At 35.7% G+C, this 18,585-nt stretch carries 19 protein-coding genes and 1 riboswitch; of the genes, 5 read left to right on the top strand and 14 right to left on the bottom strand.

Annotated features, from left to right (window positions below; genetic code table 11):
- Positions 1-528 precede the first annotated feature (528 nt).
- The 4 genes from WCV66_RS26760 to WCV66_RS26745 form a co-directional block, all read right to left on the bottom strand.
- Positions 529-2,814: a ribonucleoside-diphosphate reductase subunit alpha gene (locus WCV66_RS26760; protein ID WP_066337024.1), complete on the bottom strand. Its 2,286-nt coding sequence runs from the start codon at positions 2,812-2,814 to the stop codon at positions 529-531.
- 141 nt (positions 2,815-2,955) lie between these two features.
- Positions 2,956-3,136, bottom strand: a riboswitch (cobalamin riboswitch).
- Positions 3,137-3,308: 172 nt separating this feature from the next.
- The gene (gene nhaC / locus WCV66_RS26755; protein WP_413789702.1) at positions 3,309-4,682 is read right to left on the bottom strand and encodes a Na+/H+ antiporter NhaC; all 1,374 of its coding nucleotides are present in this window, start codon (positions 4,680-4,682) and stop codon (positions 3,309-3,311) included.
- Positions 4,683-4,968: 286 nt separating this feature from the next.
- On the bottom strand, positions 4,969-5,475 hold the full coding sequence (locus WCV66_RS26750; RefSeq protein ID WP_338787524.1) for a universal stress protein: 507 nt from the start codon (positions 5,473-5,475) through the stop codon (positions 4,969-4,971).
- Between the two features lie 206 nt (positions 5,476-5,681).
- Complete coding sequence (locus tag WCV66_RS26745; protein WP_338787522.1) at positions 5,682-5,999, bottom strand: hypothetical protein; 318 nt, start codon at positions 5,997-5,999, stop codon at positions 5,682-5,684.
- 213 nt (positions 6,000-6,212) lie between these two features.
- Here WCV66_RS26745 and WCV66_RS26740 point away from each other — a divergent pair, with 213 nt between their 5' ends.
- On the top strand, positions 6,213-6,416 hold the full coding sequence (locus WCV66_RS26740) for a hypothetical protein (RefSeq protein WP_338787521.1): 204 nt from the start codon (positions 6,213-6,215) through the stop codon (positions 6,414-6,416).
- On the top strand, positions 6,397-6,714 hold the full coding sequence (locus WCV66_RS26735) for a YbjQ family protein (protein WP_066337000.1): 318 nt from the start codon (positions 6,397-6,399) through the stop codon (positions 6,712-6,714). The genes WCV66_RS26740 and WCV66_RS26735 overlap by 20 nt, the downstream gene beginning before the upstream one ends.
- 74 nt (positions 6,715-6,788) lie before the next feature.
- Here the strand turns inward: WCV66_RS26735 and WCV66_RS26730 are convergent, their stop codons facing one another.
- Positions 6,789-6,911, bottom strand: a complete 123-nt coding sequence (locus tag WCV66_RS26730) for a hypothetical protein (RefSeq protein WP_338787520.1) — start codon at positions 6,909-6,911, stop codon at positions 6,789-6,791.
- Positions 6,912-7,139: 228 nt separating this feature from the next.
- The gene (locus WCV66_RS26725; RefSeq protein ID WP_338787519.1) at positions 7,140-7,358 is read right to left on the bottom strand and encodes an alpha/beta-type small acid-soluble spore protein; all 219 of its coding nucleotides are present in this window, start codon (positions 7,356-7,358) and stop codon (positions 7,140-7,142) included.
- Positions 7,359-7,737: 379 nt separating this feature from the next.
- Here WCV66_RS26725 and WCV66_RS26720 point away from each other — a divergent pair, with 379 nt between their 5' ends.
- A complete protein-coding gene (locus WCV66_RS26720) occupies positions 7,738-7,980 on the top strand; it encodes a hypothetical protein (RefSeq protein WP_066336996.1) in 243 nt (80 codons plus the stop codon).
- A gap of 63 nt (positions 7,981-8,043) precedes the next feature.
- Here WCV66_RS26720 and WCV66_RS26715 read toward each other — a convergent pair whose 3' ends face one another.
- The 8 genes from WCV66_RS26715 to WCV66_RS26680 all read right to left on the bottom strand — a co-directional run bounded on the left by WCV66_RS26715 (position 8,044) and on the right by WCV66_RS26680 (position 15,851).
- A complete protein-coding gene (locus tag WCV66_RS26715; RefSeq protein WP_338787517.1) occupies positions 8,044-9,156 on the bottom strand; it encodes a sn-glycerol-3-phosphate ABC transporter ATP-binding protein UgpC in 1,113 nt (370 codons plus the stop codon).
- 128 nt (positions 9,157-9,284) lie between these two features.
- Positions 9,285-10,184 carry a PucR family transcriptional regulator gene (locus tag WCV66_RS26710; protein WP_338787516.1) on the bottom strand — a complete coding sequence of 300 codons (900 nt, stop codon included), beginning with the start codon at positions 10,182-10,184 and terminating at the stop codon, positions 9,285-9,287.
- A 205-nt stretch (positions 10,185-10,389) separates the two neighbouring features.
- The gene (locus WCV66_RS26705) at positions 10,390-10,581 is read right to left on the bottom strand and encodes a hypothetical protein (RefSeq protein ID WP_338787514.1); all 192 of its coding nucleotides are present in this window, start codon (positions 10,579-10,581) and stop codon (positions 10,390-10,392) included.
- 57 nt (positions 10,582-10,638) lie between these two features.
- Positions 10,639-10,848 (bottom strand): YheE family protein, encoded by a 210-nt coding sequence (locus WCV66_RS26700; protein ID WP_066336984.1) that lies wholly within the window; start codon positions 10,846-10,848, stop codon positions 10,639-10,641.
- Between the two features lie 44 nt (positions 10,849-10,892).
- The gene (locus WCV66_RS26695; protein WP_338787513.1) at positions 10,893-11,954 is read right to left on the bottom strand and encodes a YheC/YheD family protein; all 1,062 of its coding nucleotides are present in this window, start codon (positions 11,952-11,954) and stop codon (positions 10,893-10,895) included.
- Positions 11,941-13,314, bottom strand: a complete 1,374-nt coding sequence (locus tag WCV66_RS26690) for a YheC/YheD family protein (protein WP_338787512.1) — start codon at positions 13,312-13,314, stop codon at positions 11,941-11,943. The genes WCV66_RS26695 and WCV66_RS26690 overlap by 14 nt, the downstream gene beginning before the upstream one ends.
- A complete protein-coding gene (locus tag WCV66_RS26685) occupies positions 13,314-14,417 on the bottom strand; it encodes a YheC/YheD family protein (RefSeq protein ID WP_338787511.1) in 1,104 nt (367 codons plus the stop codon). Before WCV66_RS26685 ends, WCV66_RS26690 begins: the two co-directional genes overlap by 1 nt.
- A gap of 69 nt (positions 14,418-14,486) precedes the next feature.
- Entirely contained in the window at positions 14,487-15,851 is a 1,365-nt protein-coding gene (locus WCV66_RS26680) for a YheC/YheD family protein (RefSeq protein WP_338787510.1), read from the bottom strand.
- Positions 15,852-16,139: 288 nt separating this feature from the next.
- Between WCV66_RS26680 and WCV66_RS26675 the strand changes: the two genes are divergently transcribed.
- Both WCV66_RS26675 and WCV66_RS26670 read left to right on the top strand, forming a co-directional pair.
- Positions 16,140-17,273, top strand: coding sequence for a DUF445 domain-containing protein (locus WCV66_RS26675; RefSeq protein WP_338787509.1), 1,134 nt, complete (start codon positions 16,140-16,142; stop codon positions 17,271-17,273).
- Positions 17,274-17,943: 670 nt separating this feature from the next.
- A complete protein-coding gene (locus WCV66_RS26670; RefSeq protein WP_066336969.1) occupies positions 17,944-18,291 on the top strand; it encodes a YlbF family regulator in 348 nt (115 codons plus the stop codon).
- Positions 18,292-18,585: the final 294 nt, after the last annotated feature.

Raw genomic sequence — 18,585 nt, 5'->3', positions numbered from 1 at the left:
TGACATCATCCCAGTTTAAAACATTTGAGCTTTCGCCATTAATAATTGCAGTTGAACGATTTGGAGCGGAAGCATCCATGATTTTTCGTTTAATTAAAGCTGTGTTTTCCATTTGGGGACTCCTTTTAACATATTGATTATATTAAGGGTAGAGAGGCTGACCTTTTAAAATAAGGTCAGCTTCAAATTTTTAATACTTTCAGAATTTATTTATTTTGTACTTAGTGACGGTGTCTAGCTCCAGCGCCTAGCCCCTCGGGGTCATAAGTCACTCAGGAATTGAAGACAAATAACGTCTTCTATTCCTGAGCGTCTTATGCCTGCCTTAGTCTGATCAAGGCGCTTGCGCTTTTCTTAACAATTAAGAAAGTATAAAATTTTGTACGGTGGATAAGCGCACGACATCCAGCTCCAGCGCCTAGCCCCTCGAGGTCATAAGCTAATTTAGAATTGAAGGCAAAGGACGCCTTCTATTCTAAATCATCTTATGCTTGTCGGGGCTGATCAAGGCGCTTGCGCTTTTGTTCGTTAACTAGCACATGAATCGCAGTCTTCAATTTCACTAGAGGTTGAGCGTACGTAATAAGTTGTTTTCAACCCTTCACTCCATGCAGTCATATGCAGGTCTAATAAGTCTTTGGCTTTAATGTTGTTTTGTACATAAAAATTGAAGGAGATAGACTGATCGATATGACGTTGTCTTGCAGCATTTTGCTTTATGCTCCATAGCTGGTCAATAAAATAAGCTGATTTATAAAACCAGGTTGTTGTTGCATTTAAATCAGGAACTGTAACAGGAATTTTATAGTCTTTCTTTTCTTCTGAATAAACCTTTTGGAAAATTGGATCAATGCTAGCAGTACTTCCTGCGATAATCGATGTCGATGCATTTGGTGCAACTGCCATTAAGTATCCATTGCGAATTCCGAACTTTTTTACATTCTCTTGTAATAAGTCCCAATCGAATATGCTTTCCTTTGATTGATAGCCTCTTTTTTTGAAGTACGAACCAGTTTCCCATTCTGAACCTGCAAAAACGGAATAAGAGCCTTTTTCCTTTGAAAGCTCCATGCTTGCTCTAATTGTAAGATAGGATATTTTCTCATATAGCTCGTCAGCGAACTTAACAGCTTCTTCATGCTCCCACTTTATTTGTTTAAGAGCTAATAAATGATGCCATCCGAATGTACCTAGACCGATTGCGCGATATTTTTCATTTGTTAGCTTTGCTTGCAGAACCGGAATCGTATTTAAATCAATGACATTGTCTAGCATCCTTACTTGGATAGGGATGAGTCTTTCTAAAACATCATCTGTAACAGCCTTTGCAAGATTAATAGAGGAGAGGTTACAAACGACAAAATCACCAGGTGTTTTAACGGTAATTATTTTTCCGTCCTCTGTATAATGCTCCTCAACAGTTGTAGCGCTTTGATTTTGAGTGATTTCTGTACAAAGATTGCTGCAGTAAATCATTCCTTTGTGAGAATTAGCATTCTGTCTGTTCACTTCATCACGATAGAACATATATGGTGTACCTGCTTCTAATTGGCTGATCATAATACGTTTCATTATCTCAATAGCTGGAATCTTTTCTTTAGAAAGTTGTTCGTTATCGACACATTCCCAGTACTTTTGACGGAAGCTACCATTCCCTTTTTCTTCGTCGTAAAAGTCCTCAATGCTATATCCCATTACTTTTCGAACTTCATGTGGATCAAATAAATACCAATCCCCGCGGGCTTCAACCTGCTCCATGAATATATCTGGAATACAAACACCTGTGAATAAGTCATGGGTACGCATTCGTTCATCACCATTATTAAGTTTAGAATCTAGGAATGAGTAGATATCTTTATGCCAGACATCTAAATAAACAGCGATTGCACCTTTTCGCTGTCCTAGTTGGTCTACGCTAACTGCTGTGTTGTTAAGCATTTTCATCCAAGGAATGATTCCAGATGAAACACCTTTAAAACCTTTTATATCACTTCCGCGGCTCCTGACTTTTCCTAGGTATGCACCAATCCCACCACCTGATTTTGAAAGATTAGCAATATCGGTATTACTATCAAATATTCCTTGTAAGCTATCATCAATCGTATCAATAAAACAACTAGATAATTGCCCTATAGGTTTTCCGGCATTTGATAATGTTGGAGTGGCTACAGTCATATAAAGATTACTCATGGCCCAATAGGCTTGTTTAACAAGTTCTAGGCGTCTTTCTTTATGCTCCTCGGCCATTAGTGTCATTGCGATAATTAAGAACCTTTCTTGTGGAAGCTCTAAGGTTTGTTTTGTAAAATCACGTGTTAAGTAGCGATCTGCTAAGGTTCGAAGCCCAATATATGTGAATAACTGATCCTTTTCAGGTTGGATAAATGAGCCAACTTGTTCAATTTCTTCTTTTGTATAAAGATCAAGCAGCTTAGAGTGGTAAAGACCCTTTGAAACTAATATCTCAATTAGATTATTGAAACTACCATATTTTTGATTTTTGTCATATCCACGGTTAGCTGCTGCTTCCTTGTAGAGTTTTGTTAAATAAATTTGAGCGCAAAAGTAAGTCCATTCTGGCTCTTGTTCATTAATATTAGATAATCCCTCTAAAATAAGTAAATTTGTGAGCTGTTCAGTCGTATAGGAATCTCTCTGGAGAAGGGTGTTATTGATCCTGTTAAGATAATTATCTATATATAGTGAAGGGAATTGTTGATGGATACTGCTAATAAATGTAGTAAGTTTTGTTGCGTTAAATGATTCTTCATTTAAGCTATCAATAATGATAGGTGTAGTTGTTGTCGTACTCATGTTAATTCCTCCATAATCTTTTGGTAAATAAAAAAACCGCTCGAGAATGAGCGGATAAAACGACAGTTAAGAAGGGCAGGAATTTAGTTAAGCCCATAATTACTTACTATCGTTTCATCTTCTCAGTCCCCGAAGAAATTGAAACTTTAGCAAGCTTTAGGTAGGTCTCCTGACTTGTGCTCGTCCTACTACGAGGCCTTCCCATACATGATAATGTACAGTGGCTATCTCAGTTCGTCACACTTACAGTTGCGGGGACAGTTCTGGATTTACACCAGATTCCCTTTTCAGCCTTATAGGCGCCTATCGCTTGCAAAGATACAATATATAGTTTTTACGTTTGTGATTCTGTCAATATGTAGTTAATTGTTCTATTTACATAATAAGGCACACTTGCAAATTAATCAACCAATACTTTCTAATTGTCGAAATTTATCTACTTCGATAGAATTTTGGAAGAAAAAAATAAGATCTGACTTACTAGGTCAGATCCGTTAAGAAGTGGTTTTTACTTTACTAAAAAATCCAAAAAGAATCGAAAAGAAAGGTGATAGATACAAAAAGAAAGCAAAAGGTAAAAAGGCGATTACTGGAACACCAAGTGTTTGAGCAAAGAAAGCACCACTTACGCCCCATGGGATCAGTGGATTTATCAAAGTTCCAGCATCTTCAAGTGTTCGTGACAAGTATTTACGCTCAAGCTTCATTTTGTCATATATGCCTTTAAAAGATTGGCCTGGAATGAGAATTGATAAGTACTGTTCACCTGTTAATAAATTCACCCCGAACGAAGATGCAGCTGTTGATAGAATCAGCTGACCTTTTGTTTTAACGCGCTCTATCAATCCATTTAAGAGGGTCGGAATGATGTTTAACATATCGAGTAATCCGCCAAAAGCAAAAGCAATCAGGATGAGTGAAATCGACCACATCATTGATTGAAGTCCACCACGGTTCATCATATTGACAACCTGCGCATTTTCAATTGTGAAAGTTGTACCGTTTTGTAAAACATGAAGGAATTCGCTTAATTTTACTCCTTGAAATCCTACAGCTGTTATCCCTGCTGTAATAATTCCAACGATTAATGCTGGTACGACTGGTACCTTTCGAATGGCTAAAATTATAACTAATACTGGTGAAAGCAGTGTAAGACTACTTATTTGGACATGGGTTTCAATTATATTTATCATGTTTGTCATTTCAGACAGTGATGCTGAATGGATAGGAGTGATTCTCCCAATTATGAAAAAAATTAAAGTTGTAATAAGAATGCTAGGAATAGTTGTTTTGGTCATATGTCTAATATGTGTGAAAAGCTCAACAGATGAAACACCTGATGCAAAATTTGTTGTATCAGACATTGGAGACATCTTATCACCAAAGCAAGCACCGCAAATGATAGCACCTGCTACCCATGGGGCAGGTATGCCAATAGCGATTCCAGCACCCATAAGAGCTACGCCAACAGTACTAACTGTAGTAAATGAGCTTCCAACAAGGCTTGAGATAACCATACAAGAAAATAATGAAGTAATAAGTAAGTAGTTCGGATTAATTACTGTTAGGGCATATACCATTACTGTAGGTATCGTTCCGCTACTCATCCATGCACCAATTAAGATTCCAATTAATGCGAGCACAATTATTGGTTGAATTCCGCTCTGAATACCTTTAATCATTCCTGTTTCTAACTCTTTCCATGTATAACGTTTTATTAACCCAAGAGAAGCCACAACAACTAAACAATTAAGTAAGGCAAGATGTGGTTCTGTCTTTAATACAAATAGACTGGTAAAGATGATGGCCAAAATAAGAAATAAAATTGAAACTGCTTCTTTAAACTGAAAAGTCTTTTTATCACTAATCATATACTTGCTCCTTTATGGCTTAAACGCTTTTATGCTTTTTTGCACAAAAGTACACCACAAAATATTATATCAATCTAATAATATATGTCAATCATTAAAGGTTCTTAATGTTAATGTGTGCTGTTTGATCATTGATTATATGGGGTTTTTGATGTATTGTTTTGAATTTCCACACTTCACTAACAAAAAGTAGGAAGAGAGCTATTTTTTTGAAATAGTAGTTGGGGATTGATTCTGCTAAATAAAAAAAGATAGACATCATAAGTGTCTACCTCATATATAATCATTTAGCAATTAATACAGGAATGTTAGAACGATGTGAAACCTTTTCACTAACACTACCAAATAATAAACGTTTTAATCCACTAATATCACGACTGCCAACAACGATTAAATCAGCATTATGTTCAGTTGCAAATGAAACAATTGCTTCGGAAGGTTCACCGTAGGTAACATTTACATTTCCTTTAATATTATGATGATCCAATATTCGTCTTGCTTCACTTTCCAAAGCCTGTGTTTCCTTACTATGCTCTTCTGTGTCTTTATGTTCGGTTGGCACTGGCATAATTGGATAGTGCCTCATGTCATTTGTTTGGTAACTGCTATTTGTTCCTGGAAAAACCATGTTATCTTCAATAGAATCTCCATTGAAGATCCCTTTTTTATGAATATGAACAACTGAAATTTCTGAATGTAACTGCTTACTTATATGAATTCCTAGCTCAAGAGCATCTTTACTATCTTCAGTTCCATCAAAAGCTACTACTAAATGTTGAAATTCTTTCATTTCGATCATCCTTTCAAAAGCTTTGATGTTATTTCAATACCCTTTTTAAAAAAATGTAATCGTTCGTAACCTTTCTATATGCAATTTATTATTAGAATATCAAATTAAGTAAAAACCCTATGACCACAATAGCACCCACAACCATAAATATCGTTCTCAGCATGTCACATGCACCTCCTAGATGTTTTATTCGGAATCTAATGCAATTAAAGCTTTATTTTCATGGCAGGCTGTAAAACTTGCTGACGTTGTTTTATAGCAGTTGAAGAACAAATTTCTTCGAGATCATTTACGATTATATGTGGTAGAGGCCCATCTATAATGACATTTAAAGCTTGTCCATTTTTTACAGTTAATAAATAGGTAATTAAAGACGGGAATTTAGAAGCATCAATAACATTTTTACCTTTTGAAAGAAAATATATTTTTCCTGAATAAGATTTTGCCAATTGAGTCATTTTTAATATTTGATCAATTCTTAATTGTCTTTTCATACGTAGGTTTATTTTCATTAATTTATTCATATATACCTCCAAAGTGTAAATGTTAGTATTATTTGTTAATGATTAAATACCTCTGTGACTTGAAATGAAAACACAAAGAAGCGAAAATGGTTATATAGTCCCTATGTTATTTATTACCTATTACTTAAAAAAATTGAATCAATGTTAAAAAGCGTTCATCTTTTTTCTAAATGAAGATATAGTAAAAGTAGTGAATGAGAAAGGAAGTTGAAGATGGAAAAAGTAAAGTACATTAGTATGATTACTGCAATCTTCACTCAGATTACTGGTATTATTTTTTTATTTATAAACATAAAAGTTGCATTTGGACTGTTTTATGTTTATTTCTTCTCTTTGCTTTTGTTGCTCTTTGTGTTTATAAAAACTAGAATGGATGAGAAAAAGGAGGATGATAAAAATGATTATCGTGACTACTGAATCAGTACCAGGTAAAGAAACAAAGGAATTCAAAGGGTTTGTAAAAGGAAGTACAGTTCAATCAAAACATATTGGAAAAGACATTATGGCTGGATTAAAAACAATTGTTGGAGGTGAGCTAAAAGAATACACTGAAATGATGGATGAAGCGAGACAAAAAGCGATTGGAAGGATGGTAGAGGATGCAAAGGCAAAAGGTGCTAATGCAGTTGTATGTATGAGATTAGAATCCTCTGCTGTCATGCAAAATGCTTCTGAAATTATTGCCTATGGAACCGCAGTATTGATCGAGGAATAATACTTATCCTAAGCATAAAAATTTATAAAAGTAAAAAGCTGACATTTCGTCAGCCTTCTAGGGAATTCTATAAATTATAGCTTCTTCTTTGCTTGCTCCAAATAATACAATTGCGGAAAGCGTATATGAACAACATATTCATGGAATAGAGTATAGCTGATAAAACCAACGAGCTTCCAATCTACTGCATCAAACATAAACGATCAGCCCCTTTATTGTGTGAAACGAACATGATGAAAAATTTAAGTGCTTAGTAAAGGGAACATTACATGTACGTTTTTATAATATATGGTCAGATAGACTTGTTTGATACATGTAAATTGCCTTGAGTTTTAAATCAGGGACTGGTATTTATCCTTGTGCTTTTCTAAAAAGTAAAGAGGCTGACACAAAGTGCCAACCTCTTTAGCCAATTTATTAAATTGTTATTGTTGAGAAAAACCGCTCATAGATTGTTGAGCCATAGATACTAAACGTTTAGTGATTTCTCCACCTACAGAACCGTTAGCTCTTGAAGTTGTTTCTCCACCTAGGTTTACACCAAATTCTGAAGCGATTTCATATTTCATTTGATCAATCGCTTGTGATGCTCCTGGTACTAAAAGTTGATTAGACGAATTGCTGTTTGAACTGTTTTGTGCCATCTGTCATTCATCTCCTCATAAAAGTTGTATTGGTTGGGTTAGTTGGAATTGCACCAAACATTATGAAGACCTTATTGGTTTCATTGCCTCACTTGGCGTAACCCATTCATGAAAAATTGTTGCTTGCGCTTGCGTTGTTGCTTGATGTTACTAAGTATTATGGATAATTCTTTCGTTAATATTCAAAGAAAAGGTGGTAATTTTTTCTTAATTACTTGCTTCAAGAACTGTAGTTTGAAACAAAGGATGTCTTGTTTTGAATGCAAAGTGATCACATCATCTATTATCTCAAGGCTGCCCAATGTATTCCGCATTTCTTACATAAAATAATGATGTTTAGAGATTCTAAAAATATGTAGTTAATAAAGGGGATGGGTCGATGGAATTGTGTCCTTTATGTAATGGATTGGAGACGCGAATTATCCAATGTCCTAATTGCCAGAGGATCATGGAGGATAGAGGGAAGATCACTGATTATCTTGATGATTATAGTGCATATATGGATATTGATATAATGAAGCTGTTTGATGGAAATGCAAACTCCTTAGAAGAACATAAATGTATTCATTATTTTTATTGTCCTACGTGTCAGCATGAAGAAACAAATGCTATAAATGAGTGACTTTGTTTCACTTTAGAAAAAACAAAAACCCCGTTCATTAGAACGAGGCTTTTTGTCCATTTCTTATTTCTCACCAGCAGGGCGAATTCTTAGTTCAGAATCATTATCGAAGAAGTGGGCTTTATTCATATCTAAAGCCAAATCAAGTGTTTGACCTGGTTTAATGTCTGTACGAGAGTCAACACGCGCTACGAATGTTTGACCATCAATTTCAGAGTAAAGCATAGTTTCTGCACCCATTAACTCAGCAACTTCAATTTTTGCAGTGATTTTTGTATTTTGGGAAGCATCGATAAATACTGGCTCATCATGAATTTCTTCAGGACGAACTCCCATAAGAATTTCTTTGTTTACATAGCCTTGCTCACGAAGGTATTTCATTTTACCTTCTGGAACAACTACTGAAGTAGTACCAAATGAGAATTTACCATCTGTAAGTTTACCTTTAAAGAAGTTCATTGCCGGTGATCCAATGAATCCACCAACGAATGCATTTTCTGGCTTGTCATATACTTCTTTAGGTGATCCAACTTGTTGGATAATACCATCTTTAAGTACAACAAGACGAGTAGCCATTGTCATCGCTTCAGTTTGGTCATGTGTTACATAAATTGTTGTTGTTTGTAAGCGTTGGTGTAATTTTGTGATTTCAGCACGCATTTGTACACGAAGCTTAGCATCAAGGTTAGATAAAGGCTCATCCATTAAGAATACCTTTGCATCACGAACGATCGCACGACCAAGCGCAACACGCTGACGTTGACCACCTGATAATGCTTTTGGCTTACGTTGTAAGTATTGTTCAAGTCCAAGGATTTTAGCTGCATCTGTTACACGACGCTCAATTTCGTCTTTTGGTAGTTTACGAAGCTTTAATCCAAATGCCATGTTGTCATATACGTTCATATGTGGATAAAGAGCGTAGTTTTGGAATACCATCGCGATGTCACGATCTTTAGGTGCTACATCGTTCATACGTTTTCCGTCGATGAAGAAATCACCTTTTGAGATTTCTTCTAATCCTGCTACCATACGAAGTGTAGTAGATTTACCACAACCAGATGGACCAACGAATACGATAAACTCTTTATCTTGGATATGAAGGTTGAAGTCTTCTACTGCAGTTACTTTATTGTCATAGATTTTGTAAATATTATCTAGTCTTAATTCAGCCATTTTTAATTCCTCCCTATTTTTGAAAGCGTTTTAACTTGTTTTCATTGTAAGGGATTTCATAGAAAGAAGTAAACGTACAAGTTGCACGAAAAAAATTAGGCTCTTTTGTGCAACTTGTAAATGCTATGCTAGTTTTCATGACGAACTAGCATAATTGCTAGGAAAATAAAAGTAGCATTTGAAAACGTACGGATGTCCAAACCCGTTTTTTCTAGTAACTTTTCTAATCGATATTGGAGGCTATTACGATGAATAAATAATCTTTTAGCCGTTGATGATGCATTTAAATTTGATTGTAAAAAGGCCTCAATCGTATAAAGAAGCTCATTATCTTCAATTGCCTCTATTAAATGATTAGATAGAATATCCTTTTTAACACTTGATGGAGACTTCATGATCAGTAAGGGTAATCCCTCATAAAAGGTTAATGCTTTTTCGCGATTAGCAGAACGGTGCAAGGTTTGGAAGCAGCTTTGCTCTAAGGAAAATTTGTCTCTCAAAGCATGATCATTTTTTTGTAGTTGTCCTATATAAAAATATGGCTCTACATAAAAATCAGTCGTTAATGTATCACTTAGATCTTTTAGGGATTCAACTTCAAAGGTTATAGTCGGTTTTTCCTCTATAATAATACCATGAGAACTACTTAACCAAATGACAAGTTCGGAGTTAATAATACCTTGAACTGCTGCTTCAAAGTTCTGTTTATCCTCTATTGGTTGTTTTAAATAAAAGTAATAAAACCGGAGTGTCACATGATCTGATGGAAGGGGGGGTTCACCATTTTTACTCTCAGTAAATAGATAATCAAACCATTTACGTTGAGAGACTGTAAAGTGATCTTCATTCAGCAATTCAACTGGTTGAAATAGAGAAGTGAGTAGATCTATTTCTTTTTCTGCTAAGGTAGTTTTAAGAATACCAAAGATTTGCCCAATCTCAGTTCGGAACCATTTAAATCTTGTATCATTTGGATTATATGTAATCGTCATGGCTTCTTTATAATGTTGCATAAGATTTTCTAACATCGGAATGCTCCTTTAGTGCATGGATTCTTTATATCCATTATAGAAAAGATAGCGTAAGCATGAAAGCCTAAGTATTGTAAGTTTACGTCTTAATATTATCTGTAAACCTTTGGAACGATAAAATGTGGTTAAGCTTAGAGTATTAGAGGGGGGCTGCTTTCTATAATTAAGTGAAAAGTAAAAGACTGCAATAATAATTGCAGCCTTATTCCTCAATTTGATGTGGTGGTTCTTCTTTTACTAGATCCCTTGCTTCTTCAATATTAGTCGTGTCTTCTCTCATATGAACAGAACCGCCAGATAATCCTTCATTTATTATTCGGTCAATATCCAAATAAGCTTTGTCTTTCCCTTCATAATTCAGATCTTGTTTTACAGCATCATCTTTTGTTGTCATTTTTAAAACCTCCTCATACACGGTAGTTTGTGCTGGAGGTGCTCTCATCATTCATAATTATTCGTATACATGGAAAAGCATTAGTTCGTGAATTTGCGATTGGATATCTGTTACTACCTCCTTAGGGGGTGTCATAACGCCCCATTCAATTTGTCCATTTTTATGGTAGGTTCCGTCGTAATGATTTCCTCTAAAGTAAAAGGAGATTCGCCAGCCTGGTAAATTTACTTGCTTAAACAAAGGTTTATATTGAAAATGTGTAATCAACCTTTTCGCCCCTTTCCTATAATAGGATTAATACGGCGAAATGCTCAAAAATCCTCCTGAACAAATGTGGTAACATTTGTTAATTTTGTAAACAATTCTACTAACTGGGTTATTCGGTTTTTTTGGATAGTCATTTCATCAAATATCATAGGCTTTGAATTAACTTCAAATAGCATTGGATCTCCTTGAGGGGTTAACCCAACATCCATTGAAAATTCACCAATAAATCCGTAGCTTTCTGTTAGTTGAGCACCAACTGTTTGAGCTAACCAATTTAATTGCGAAATAGAACATTTATGCTCAATACGTTGAAATGAAATAATATCTCCACCATTTGGAACATGAGTGATAATTGAGTGAGCTGCTGCTTTTCGAACCCCAACCCCGAAGATTTTATGTATACCATTGTCAAATAGGCAGAGGATTCTTAAATCATATTTGCATTTGTCAATTTTATCAGTATGGATTTCTGTTTGTATGAGGTACTGCTTGTTCTTTAAAAGCGTCTCTATGTCCTGCACAAAATCTGAGTGGAAATATTTTATCCTTTTATTTTTTCTATGGAGGTAGAAGTGTAATCCATCAAAAGATAGCTTATAAATGCCTTTTCCTTTATGACCCGTTACAGGCTTAACGTAAAGGGCATGATAGGTGCTTAATTTAGAAAGTAAATCGTTCATATTTGTATAAATCCAAGTTTTGGGTAAATAAGCTGATAGTTGCTTTGATTTTGATAGAGAACAATAGCTTTCCCATTTATTAAAAAAACAGGGATTGAAAAAATACTTTCCTTCTTTTTTATATAGTTGTTTAAGAGCTAAAAATGGGGCATGTGTTTCTTCTATTCTAGAAGAAACTTTGTTATAGATGAGGTCAGGAAAGGGGAAGGAAAGCTTCCCCCATTTTTGATCATGATGCAAATAGATATAGCCAGAAACATAGTCCCTATGGACGCCTTCTGTTGTGAAAATAAAGGATAGACCACCAACTTTCATCAGTTCCTTTTGGATCGACTTAAAAACTGAGTGATCACCGCGAAAGGAATCCTCTAGTTTGCCTTTACTTGTTAGAATTCCAACAAGAGGGGAGTAATTAAACTTCTTCATGAATCAATTCCTCAGGATTAAAAATGGCCATTTTGGATAAATATAATCCGTATTCCAGAGATGCCTTACGTGAGAGAATATCTGCATCTTTTAGTTCTGGGTGGCAAAAAATCGATCTGCCAGGCTTTGAATTTGCCTCAAACATCCAAATCCTTCCGTTTTGATCAATTCCCAAATCAAAGCCAATCTCACCGATAAAGCCTTGTATCTTGTCATCAATGACATTACTTAAAATAATTGCTGCCTCTGTTAGGTCATGAAAGGCTTTTACTCGATCCTGTGGCTCAGGATATATTTCTTCGAGTGTTTTAACAGCACCTCCACTATTTAAATGTGTGGTAACACTCCCTTTTCCCGCAACCTTTGCTGCAATAGCCGTGACTTTCCATACGCCGTTTTCATCTTTGTTTGTATGGATTCTAAAATCAATGGGCTTCCCATCTAAACGAATCAATTTAATGCCTTGTTGAGCGAGATAACTAGAAAGAAGTCTGTCTTTAAAGGACGCCTTTAAGAAATGTTCAATGGAAGGATATTTTCTTAATCGATTAACTTCCTTTTCATCTCGATATCTAGAATAATATTGATTATCCTCACGTGAATACATAAGGTGATAGACTCCTAGACCTAAGCTGCCGTTTGCAGGCTTTAAATAGATGCTTTGGAAAGAAGCGAGCATTTCTTCCATTTTGCTAATGGAAGGAGTATGGTAAGTAGCTGGCAAATACTTTGCTACTTGAGTGTCATGAACTAAAAGCTTATGGATTGACCATTTATTAAAAAATCCAGGATTATACCAAGGTATGGAGTATTCCTCAGTTAGGCGTTTTTTTACGAGTCTCAATGCTTGATGATTTTCGATTCGCCGATTCGGCAAACGGTCGTATACAGAATTTGGAAACGGAAAAGTTACTTGTTTCCAGCCATTCTTTCCATAGGTAAAGCCATCTATAGTGCCTTCCTCCCAATTTATATGGTGGGCACCAAATACAAATGTGTAAAGTCCTAGCGATTGATCAAGTGATAAAAATTTAGCGAAAAATAAGGAGCGTTCACCAATCGGACGCAGTATAGATTCAGTAAACCCTGCAGTGAAAATACCAATTAAGGGTCCTAAATGAAGGGTACCATCATTAAAGAAGAGATGTGTTTTTCCATTAGTAGGAAGCATTAGTTGATTTGCCATCACGAGCGGTAATAAGATACTCTCCTCTAGCTCTTTACTGTATTGAACCTCACAAGGAAGCATAAGAGTTCCGAATGATAGTGTATTAACGTGTCCGAATTTCATTGTAGAAATCGGTAAGTGAATGCAATGATCTGTAGAGTTTGTTATTTTAATGGAATATGTTGTACTCATTAGTTCGACTCCTTTATAGCTGCTTGGTTTCGTAAAAAATGACAATAGGCTAATGGAGCTTCAAATAGATTTTCTGCTGCATTAGGATTTGTTTCGATAAGTGTTTTTCTACCTGGTTTTGAGTTCATATCTAAAATCCATACTGAACCATCTTTTGCATAACCAATATCAACCCCGATTTCGAATAAACGAGTTACTTTTTCTTCGAGTGAAGTAGGTAAGTGCGTACTAATCGTTCGAAGTTCATCCTCGAGTAGTACTTTTTGCTTTGATGATAAGGTGGAGGACCAGTCACTGTATGTTAGTGCGTCACCACCACTATTTAAGTTTGATAGAAAGGAGCCATAATAACCTTTGCGAACGCCTTTCCCAACTAAACCCCATTTTCCATGTTTATTTTTTTGGAGAAACAAACGAATATCAAACGGATATCCCTGATTATCTAGGAGTGGAAGTAGCGGTTGAAGTAGATAGGTTTGCTGTTTTAAAAGTTTTTCACACCAACTCGCAAACTCCTTTACGGATTGAAAATCCTTTGTTTTTTTATCTTTACCTTTATGGTAGGTGATCGTAATCGCTTTAGTATGATGTTTCACTGCAATGATCCCGTTCCCTCTCGAACCATTAATAGGTTTTAATAAACAGGTGGTGTCAACCTTCAAACGGTGGAGAATTTGATTTGGTTCTCGTACTAGTTCTGTGTGAGGAAGGTAGCTGCTAATAATCGGATCACTCTGTAAAGATTGATAGATTTTCCACTTGTCTGGTAACCCAAATCCTAAAAAGGTTGTTTGTGGATTCTTTTTAAGCCATTCAACAATTGGTTTGCATTTATAAATCGCTTGTTTTTGATGATAAAAGCAACGATCATAAATAAATGAAGGGATAGGGAACACCTCATTTTTCCAACTCTGTGTCTGTTGATCATATTTCTCACCATTAATCATTAATGTGGAAGGTTCAATTGAAGTAGGCTCAAATCTAACGAATTGAATGTTAAATTGTGCACTACGTTTGGCAATTTCAGTCGCATATCCATTCTCATGTTGTTTATTAACGACTAAAAAGCCTAAAGTCGGTTGTTCCAATTTGGTCAACTCCATTCACTTATTTCTCCTTACTCCTCTAACTTAGATAAAGCGAGGCTTCATGGTTAAATAACTAACGTCTTCTCAATCTCCATTAAAGTGAGATAAAAATAAACAATAATTAATGACAGCACGTGCTGAAGGTCTGATTTTCAACTTTCTCTGATCATCTATTGATTTAGATGGCTTTGTATTTACCTCAATGATCCAAGGATGACCATCTTGATCTAATGCCAGGTCAATCCCGAACTCACCAAACTCTCCACCAGCATGAAGACAGATACAAGTTACAATTTCCAGTGAAAGTTCGGCTAACAGTTTCCTGAGATGAAGACTTTCACTTTTTCCATACAGTTCATTTAAAATACTCTTTATTTGGTAAAGCTCACCACCTCGTGCTAAGTTCGCAACAAACTGGTTTACGCTTGAAACTCTAGCTATGCTTGAGGAAACTTTCCATTGATGAAAATCCTTCTTGTGGCATAAGAATCGAAAATCAAGTGTCCGATCTTGATACCTTTTTAAGTGGATCGTCTCTTGCAGCAAAAAGCCTTCTCTTTTTAGTCGAGGATAAAGGGCGGAAAATAGTTGTTGAAAGCTCTCATATTCATTATTCATTTCACCGGAGAAAGTAGTGTAGTCAAGAAGGTGGGTCCCATCTTCTCTTTCCTTTACTCGAAAAATTCGTTTTCCTTGGCTACCATTTATCGGTTTAATGAACAGATCTTTTTTATCTTTGAGCATATTCTCAAAATTGGATTTTGATTCTAATAAATGACTTTCAGGTAAAAAAGGTTTGAGATGCTCACTAGCAGCTAAAATTTGATGAACCTCCCATTTATTTAAAAAGCGATCGTTAAAATAAGGGACCTTATTCTCAATAAAATCAGACGTAACATGTAAAAATGTTTTAGAGTGTTCAACTTTTCTCGAATGGATACGGTTGTGTACCACATCTGGATATGGAACGATCGCTTCCTGCCACTGATTTTGATTGAAGTAGTACCCTTTTATTTGTTCTTTGTTATAAGTTGATAGAGAAAAAATATAAAAGAAAGCGCCAATTGCTTCGCAACATGTAGCAAGCTCCTTGCAAAACTCATGAATAGACCCAAAGCTTACGTCTTTATCGGTTTTTTTTATTTCGGTTAACAGACCGATCACAGGTCCAAGCTGGAGTTGATCGTAATTGATTAGCTTTCCTTGAAGTGATAAGGAATGTAAAGGTAGGTGAATATCAGTTAAAAGTTGTTCACTGAGAGACAAACTTAGACTATCCTCATTAATAAATACGATTGGACATTTCACAGTATGCATTCCACAGCCAATTTTCAATGAATATAGGTTTTTGGGTAGACCTAAATAGTTCCTAAGTTTTTCGCTCATTTCACATAAATAAGGCTTAGAAGTATTTAATAAAGGTGTTATTTCGATGATTTTTTGTTTCATGGTAAACCCCTCATTTGATCGCCGTACGGACAAGCTCTATAATGTTCATAGGCAGATGTTCTATAAATATCGTATGTTTTTTATGAAGGAATGGGGACGGAACTAGCTTAATTTTAATTGTACTTTCAAACTAGATCGTAAATAGATTTAGTATGGCAATAAAAAATTGTCTAGCTTTAGATTATACGGGGTTTTTAAAAACATTTAATCATCCATTCATTTCAGGTGTGTAATAAGCTATAGGAGTTTGCTGCATAAAATTGGTGAAGTAGTGGAAGGTAGATGAATATGAACAATTTAACAATGACAATAGTAATGATTGTAGTGGGTGCAGCAATAGGTGGAGTAACAAACCATTTAGCAATTAAGATGCTTTTCCATCCTTATAAGCCGCTATATTTGTTTGGGAAGAGAATTCCTTTTACACCTGGGCTTATCCCAAAAAGAAGACAGGAACTTGCAAACCAAATGGGTAAAATGGTTGTTGAGCATTTGTTAACAGTTGAAGGGATTAAGCGTAAGTTTATGCAGACGCAATTTCAGCAACAGCTAATTTCTTGGGGAGAAACTCAAGTTAGAAAGCTTACAAACTCAGACAAAACAGCTTCACAGCTTATTGCTACTTTTCAAGATGGAAATCCTTCTGAGCTAGTAAACTTTAAATTGAAAAAGTTTTTGCAAAGCAAGTTTGTAGGTATAGTGGAAGGCAATAAGGATAAATCACTGCAGGAAATGTTACCGAAGGAAATCCTTGATGATGTATATATAGCTATTCCTAAGCTTGGAGAATTTATTACAGTTAAAGGAATTGCTTATTTTGAGAGTAAGGAAGGTAAGCAGCGTCTAGGTAAAATGATTGAAGATTTTCTTTCAACAAGAGGAATGCTTGGAAATATGATTGGCATGTTTTTAGGTAACGATAGTCTCATTGATAAAGTTCAACCAGAAGTCCTTAAGTTTTTGAAAAATCAAGAAACGAAAAACCTTGTAAGTACGTTAATCGCAAAAGAGTGGAATAACATTCAAGAGATGACGCTTGAGGATATTGATCAGAAGTGGGAAATTGCACAAAAGGGATCAAAAATGGTTGGGACAATTGTTGAGCAATTAAATGTTGATGAGCTGTTAACAACTCCGATTTCCGTTTATTTAAAGCCAAATGAGGAAACAATCCTTGGAGAATGGCTTCCAAAGGTTGTTGAAATGACAACCGGTTACCTTGTTACACATTTAGATGGAATGCTAAAACAGCTTAAATTAGAAGAAGTAGTGCGTGAACAAGTAGAATCATTCCCTGTAGAACGACTAGAAGATATGATTCTTTCAATATCACGAAGAGAATTTAAAATGATTACCTATTTAGGTGCGCTTCTTGGTGGGATTATTGGTGGATTACAAGCTATTGTTGTGATGTTTCTATAAGTAATCTATTGTTTGACTTTTGTAAACATGTAAGAAAGTATTAAACTTTGTACTTAGTTTTGGTGTCTAGCTCCAGCGCCTAGCCCCTCGAGATCATAAGCCACAAATGAACCGAAGACAAAGAACGTCTTCTATTCATTTGCGTCTTATGCTTGTCGGGGCTGATCAAGGCGCCTGCGCTTTTCTAAGTGTCTAGCTCCAGCGCCTAGCCCCTCGAGATCATAAGCCACAAATGAATCGAAGACAAAGAACGTCTTCTATTCATTTGCGTCTTATGCTTGTCGGGGCTGATCAAGGCGCTTGCGCTTTTCTAAGTGTCTAGCTCCAGCGCCTATCGACTATCAAACTTCAGATCATCTCCCTACGATAAGTCAACATCGGTTCGCTTCGCTTACCGTGTTTCCTTTGCCCCACTTTAACGGGCAGTAGAAAAATGATCAAAGAACAATAACTTGTGAGTTAACTGCCCGTAAAAGTCCGATAAGTCTCGCTATCCATTAGGATGAGGCCCTAATGGAAGTCTCGCTTTATCTCAGTCGATGCTCCTCCAGTTTGTACGGCGATGACCAAGGCGCCCTGAGCTTTTCTTAATTAAATGCAAATTTAATAATAGTTTGTTATAGTGGAGGAAGAGCCTGCATGGGTCAAAACTTGAAAGGAGGCTCATCATATGTCTAACAATTTATATGATGTTGCATACAATTTAGAGAAAGCCTTACGTGAAAGTGACGATTTTAAAGCGTTAAAACGACTTTATGAAGAAGTTAATGCAGATGAGTCAGCGAGCAAAATGTTTGAAAGCTTCCGAAATATTCAATTAAATCTTCAGCAAAAGCAAATGTCTGGAGAAGAAATCACACAAGAAGAAATTGAACAAGCGCAAAAATCTGTTCAACTTGTTCAACAACATGAAAAGATTGCTCAACTAATGGCAGCAGAGCAACGATTAAGCATGGTCGTAACAGAGTTAAATAAAATCATCATGAAGCCACTTGAAGAAATGTATGGAAGTCTCTAAGTAGCATAAAATACATAATATTTGTTGTACGAAGTAAGCAGAATGGATCTTTTATCATTCTGTTTTTTTGTACTCTCAAAATTTATAACTTTTCTTACTCAGTTTTGGTGTCTAGCTCCAGCGCCTAGCCCCTCTAGGGTCTAGCTAATTTAGAATTTAAGGCAAAGAACGCATTCTATTCTAAATCATCTTATTGCCCGAGGCTGTTCAAGGCGCCGTGAGCTTTTCTTATTTTGTCTCATACATAAATCATTACTGTTGTTCTATTTTTGCTGAGGGGGACATAACCTCTTA

The organism is Metabacillus rhizosphaerae, from assembly GCF_037201795.1.
Lineage (GTDB): Bacteria > Bacillota > Bacilli > Bacillales > Bacillaceae > Metabacillus > Metabacillus rhizosphaerae.
This window is presented reverse-complemented; position numbering and strand designations above follow the sequence as displayed.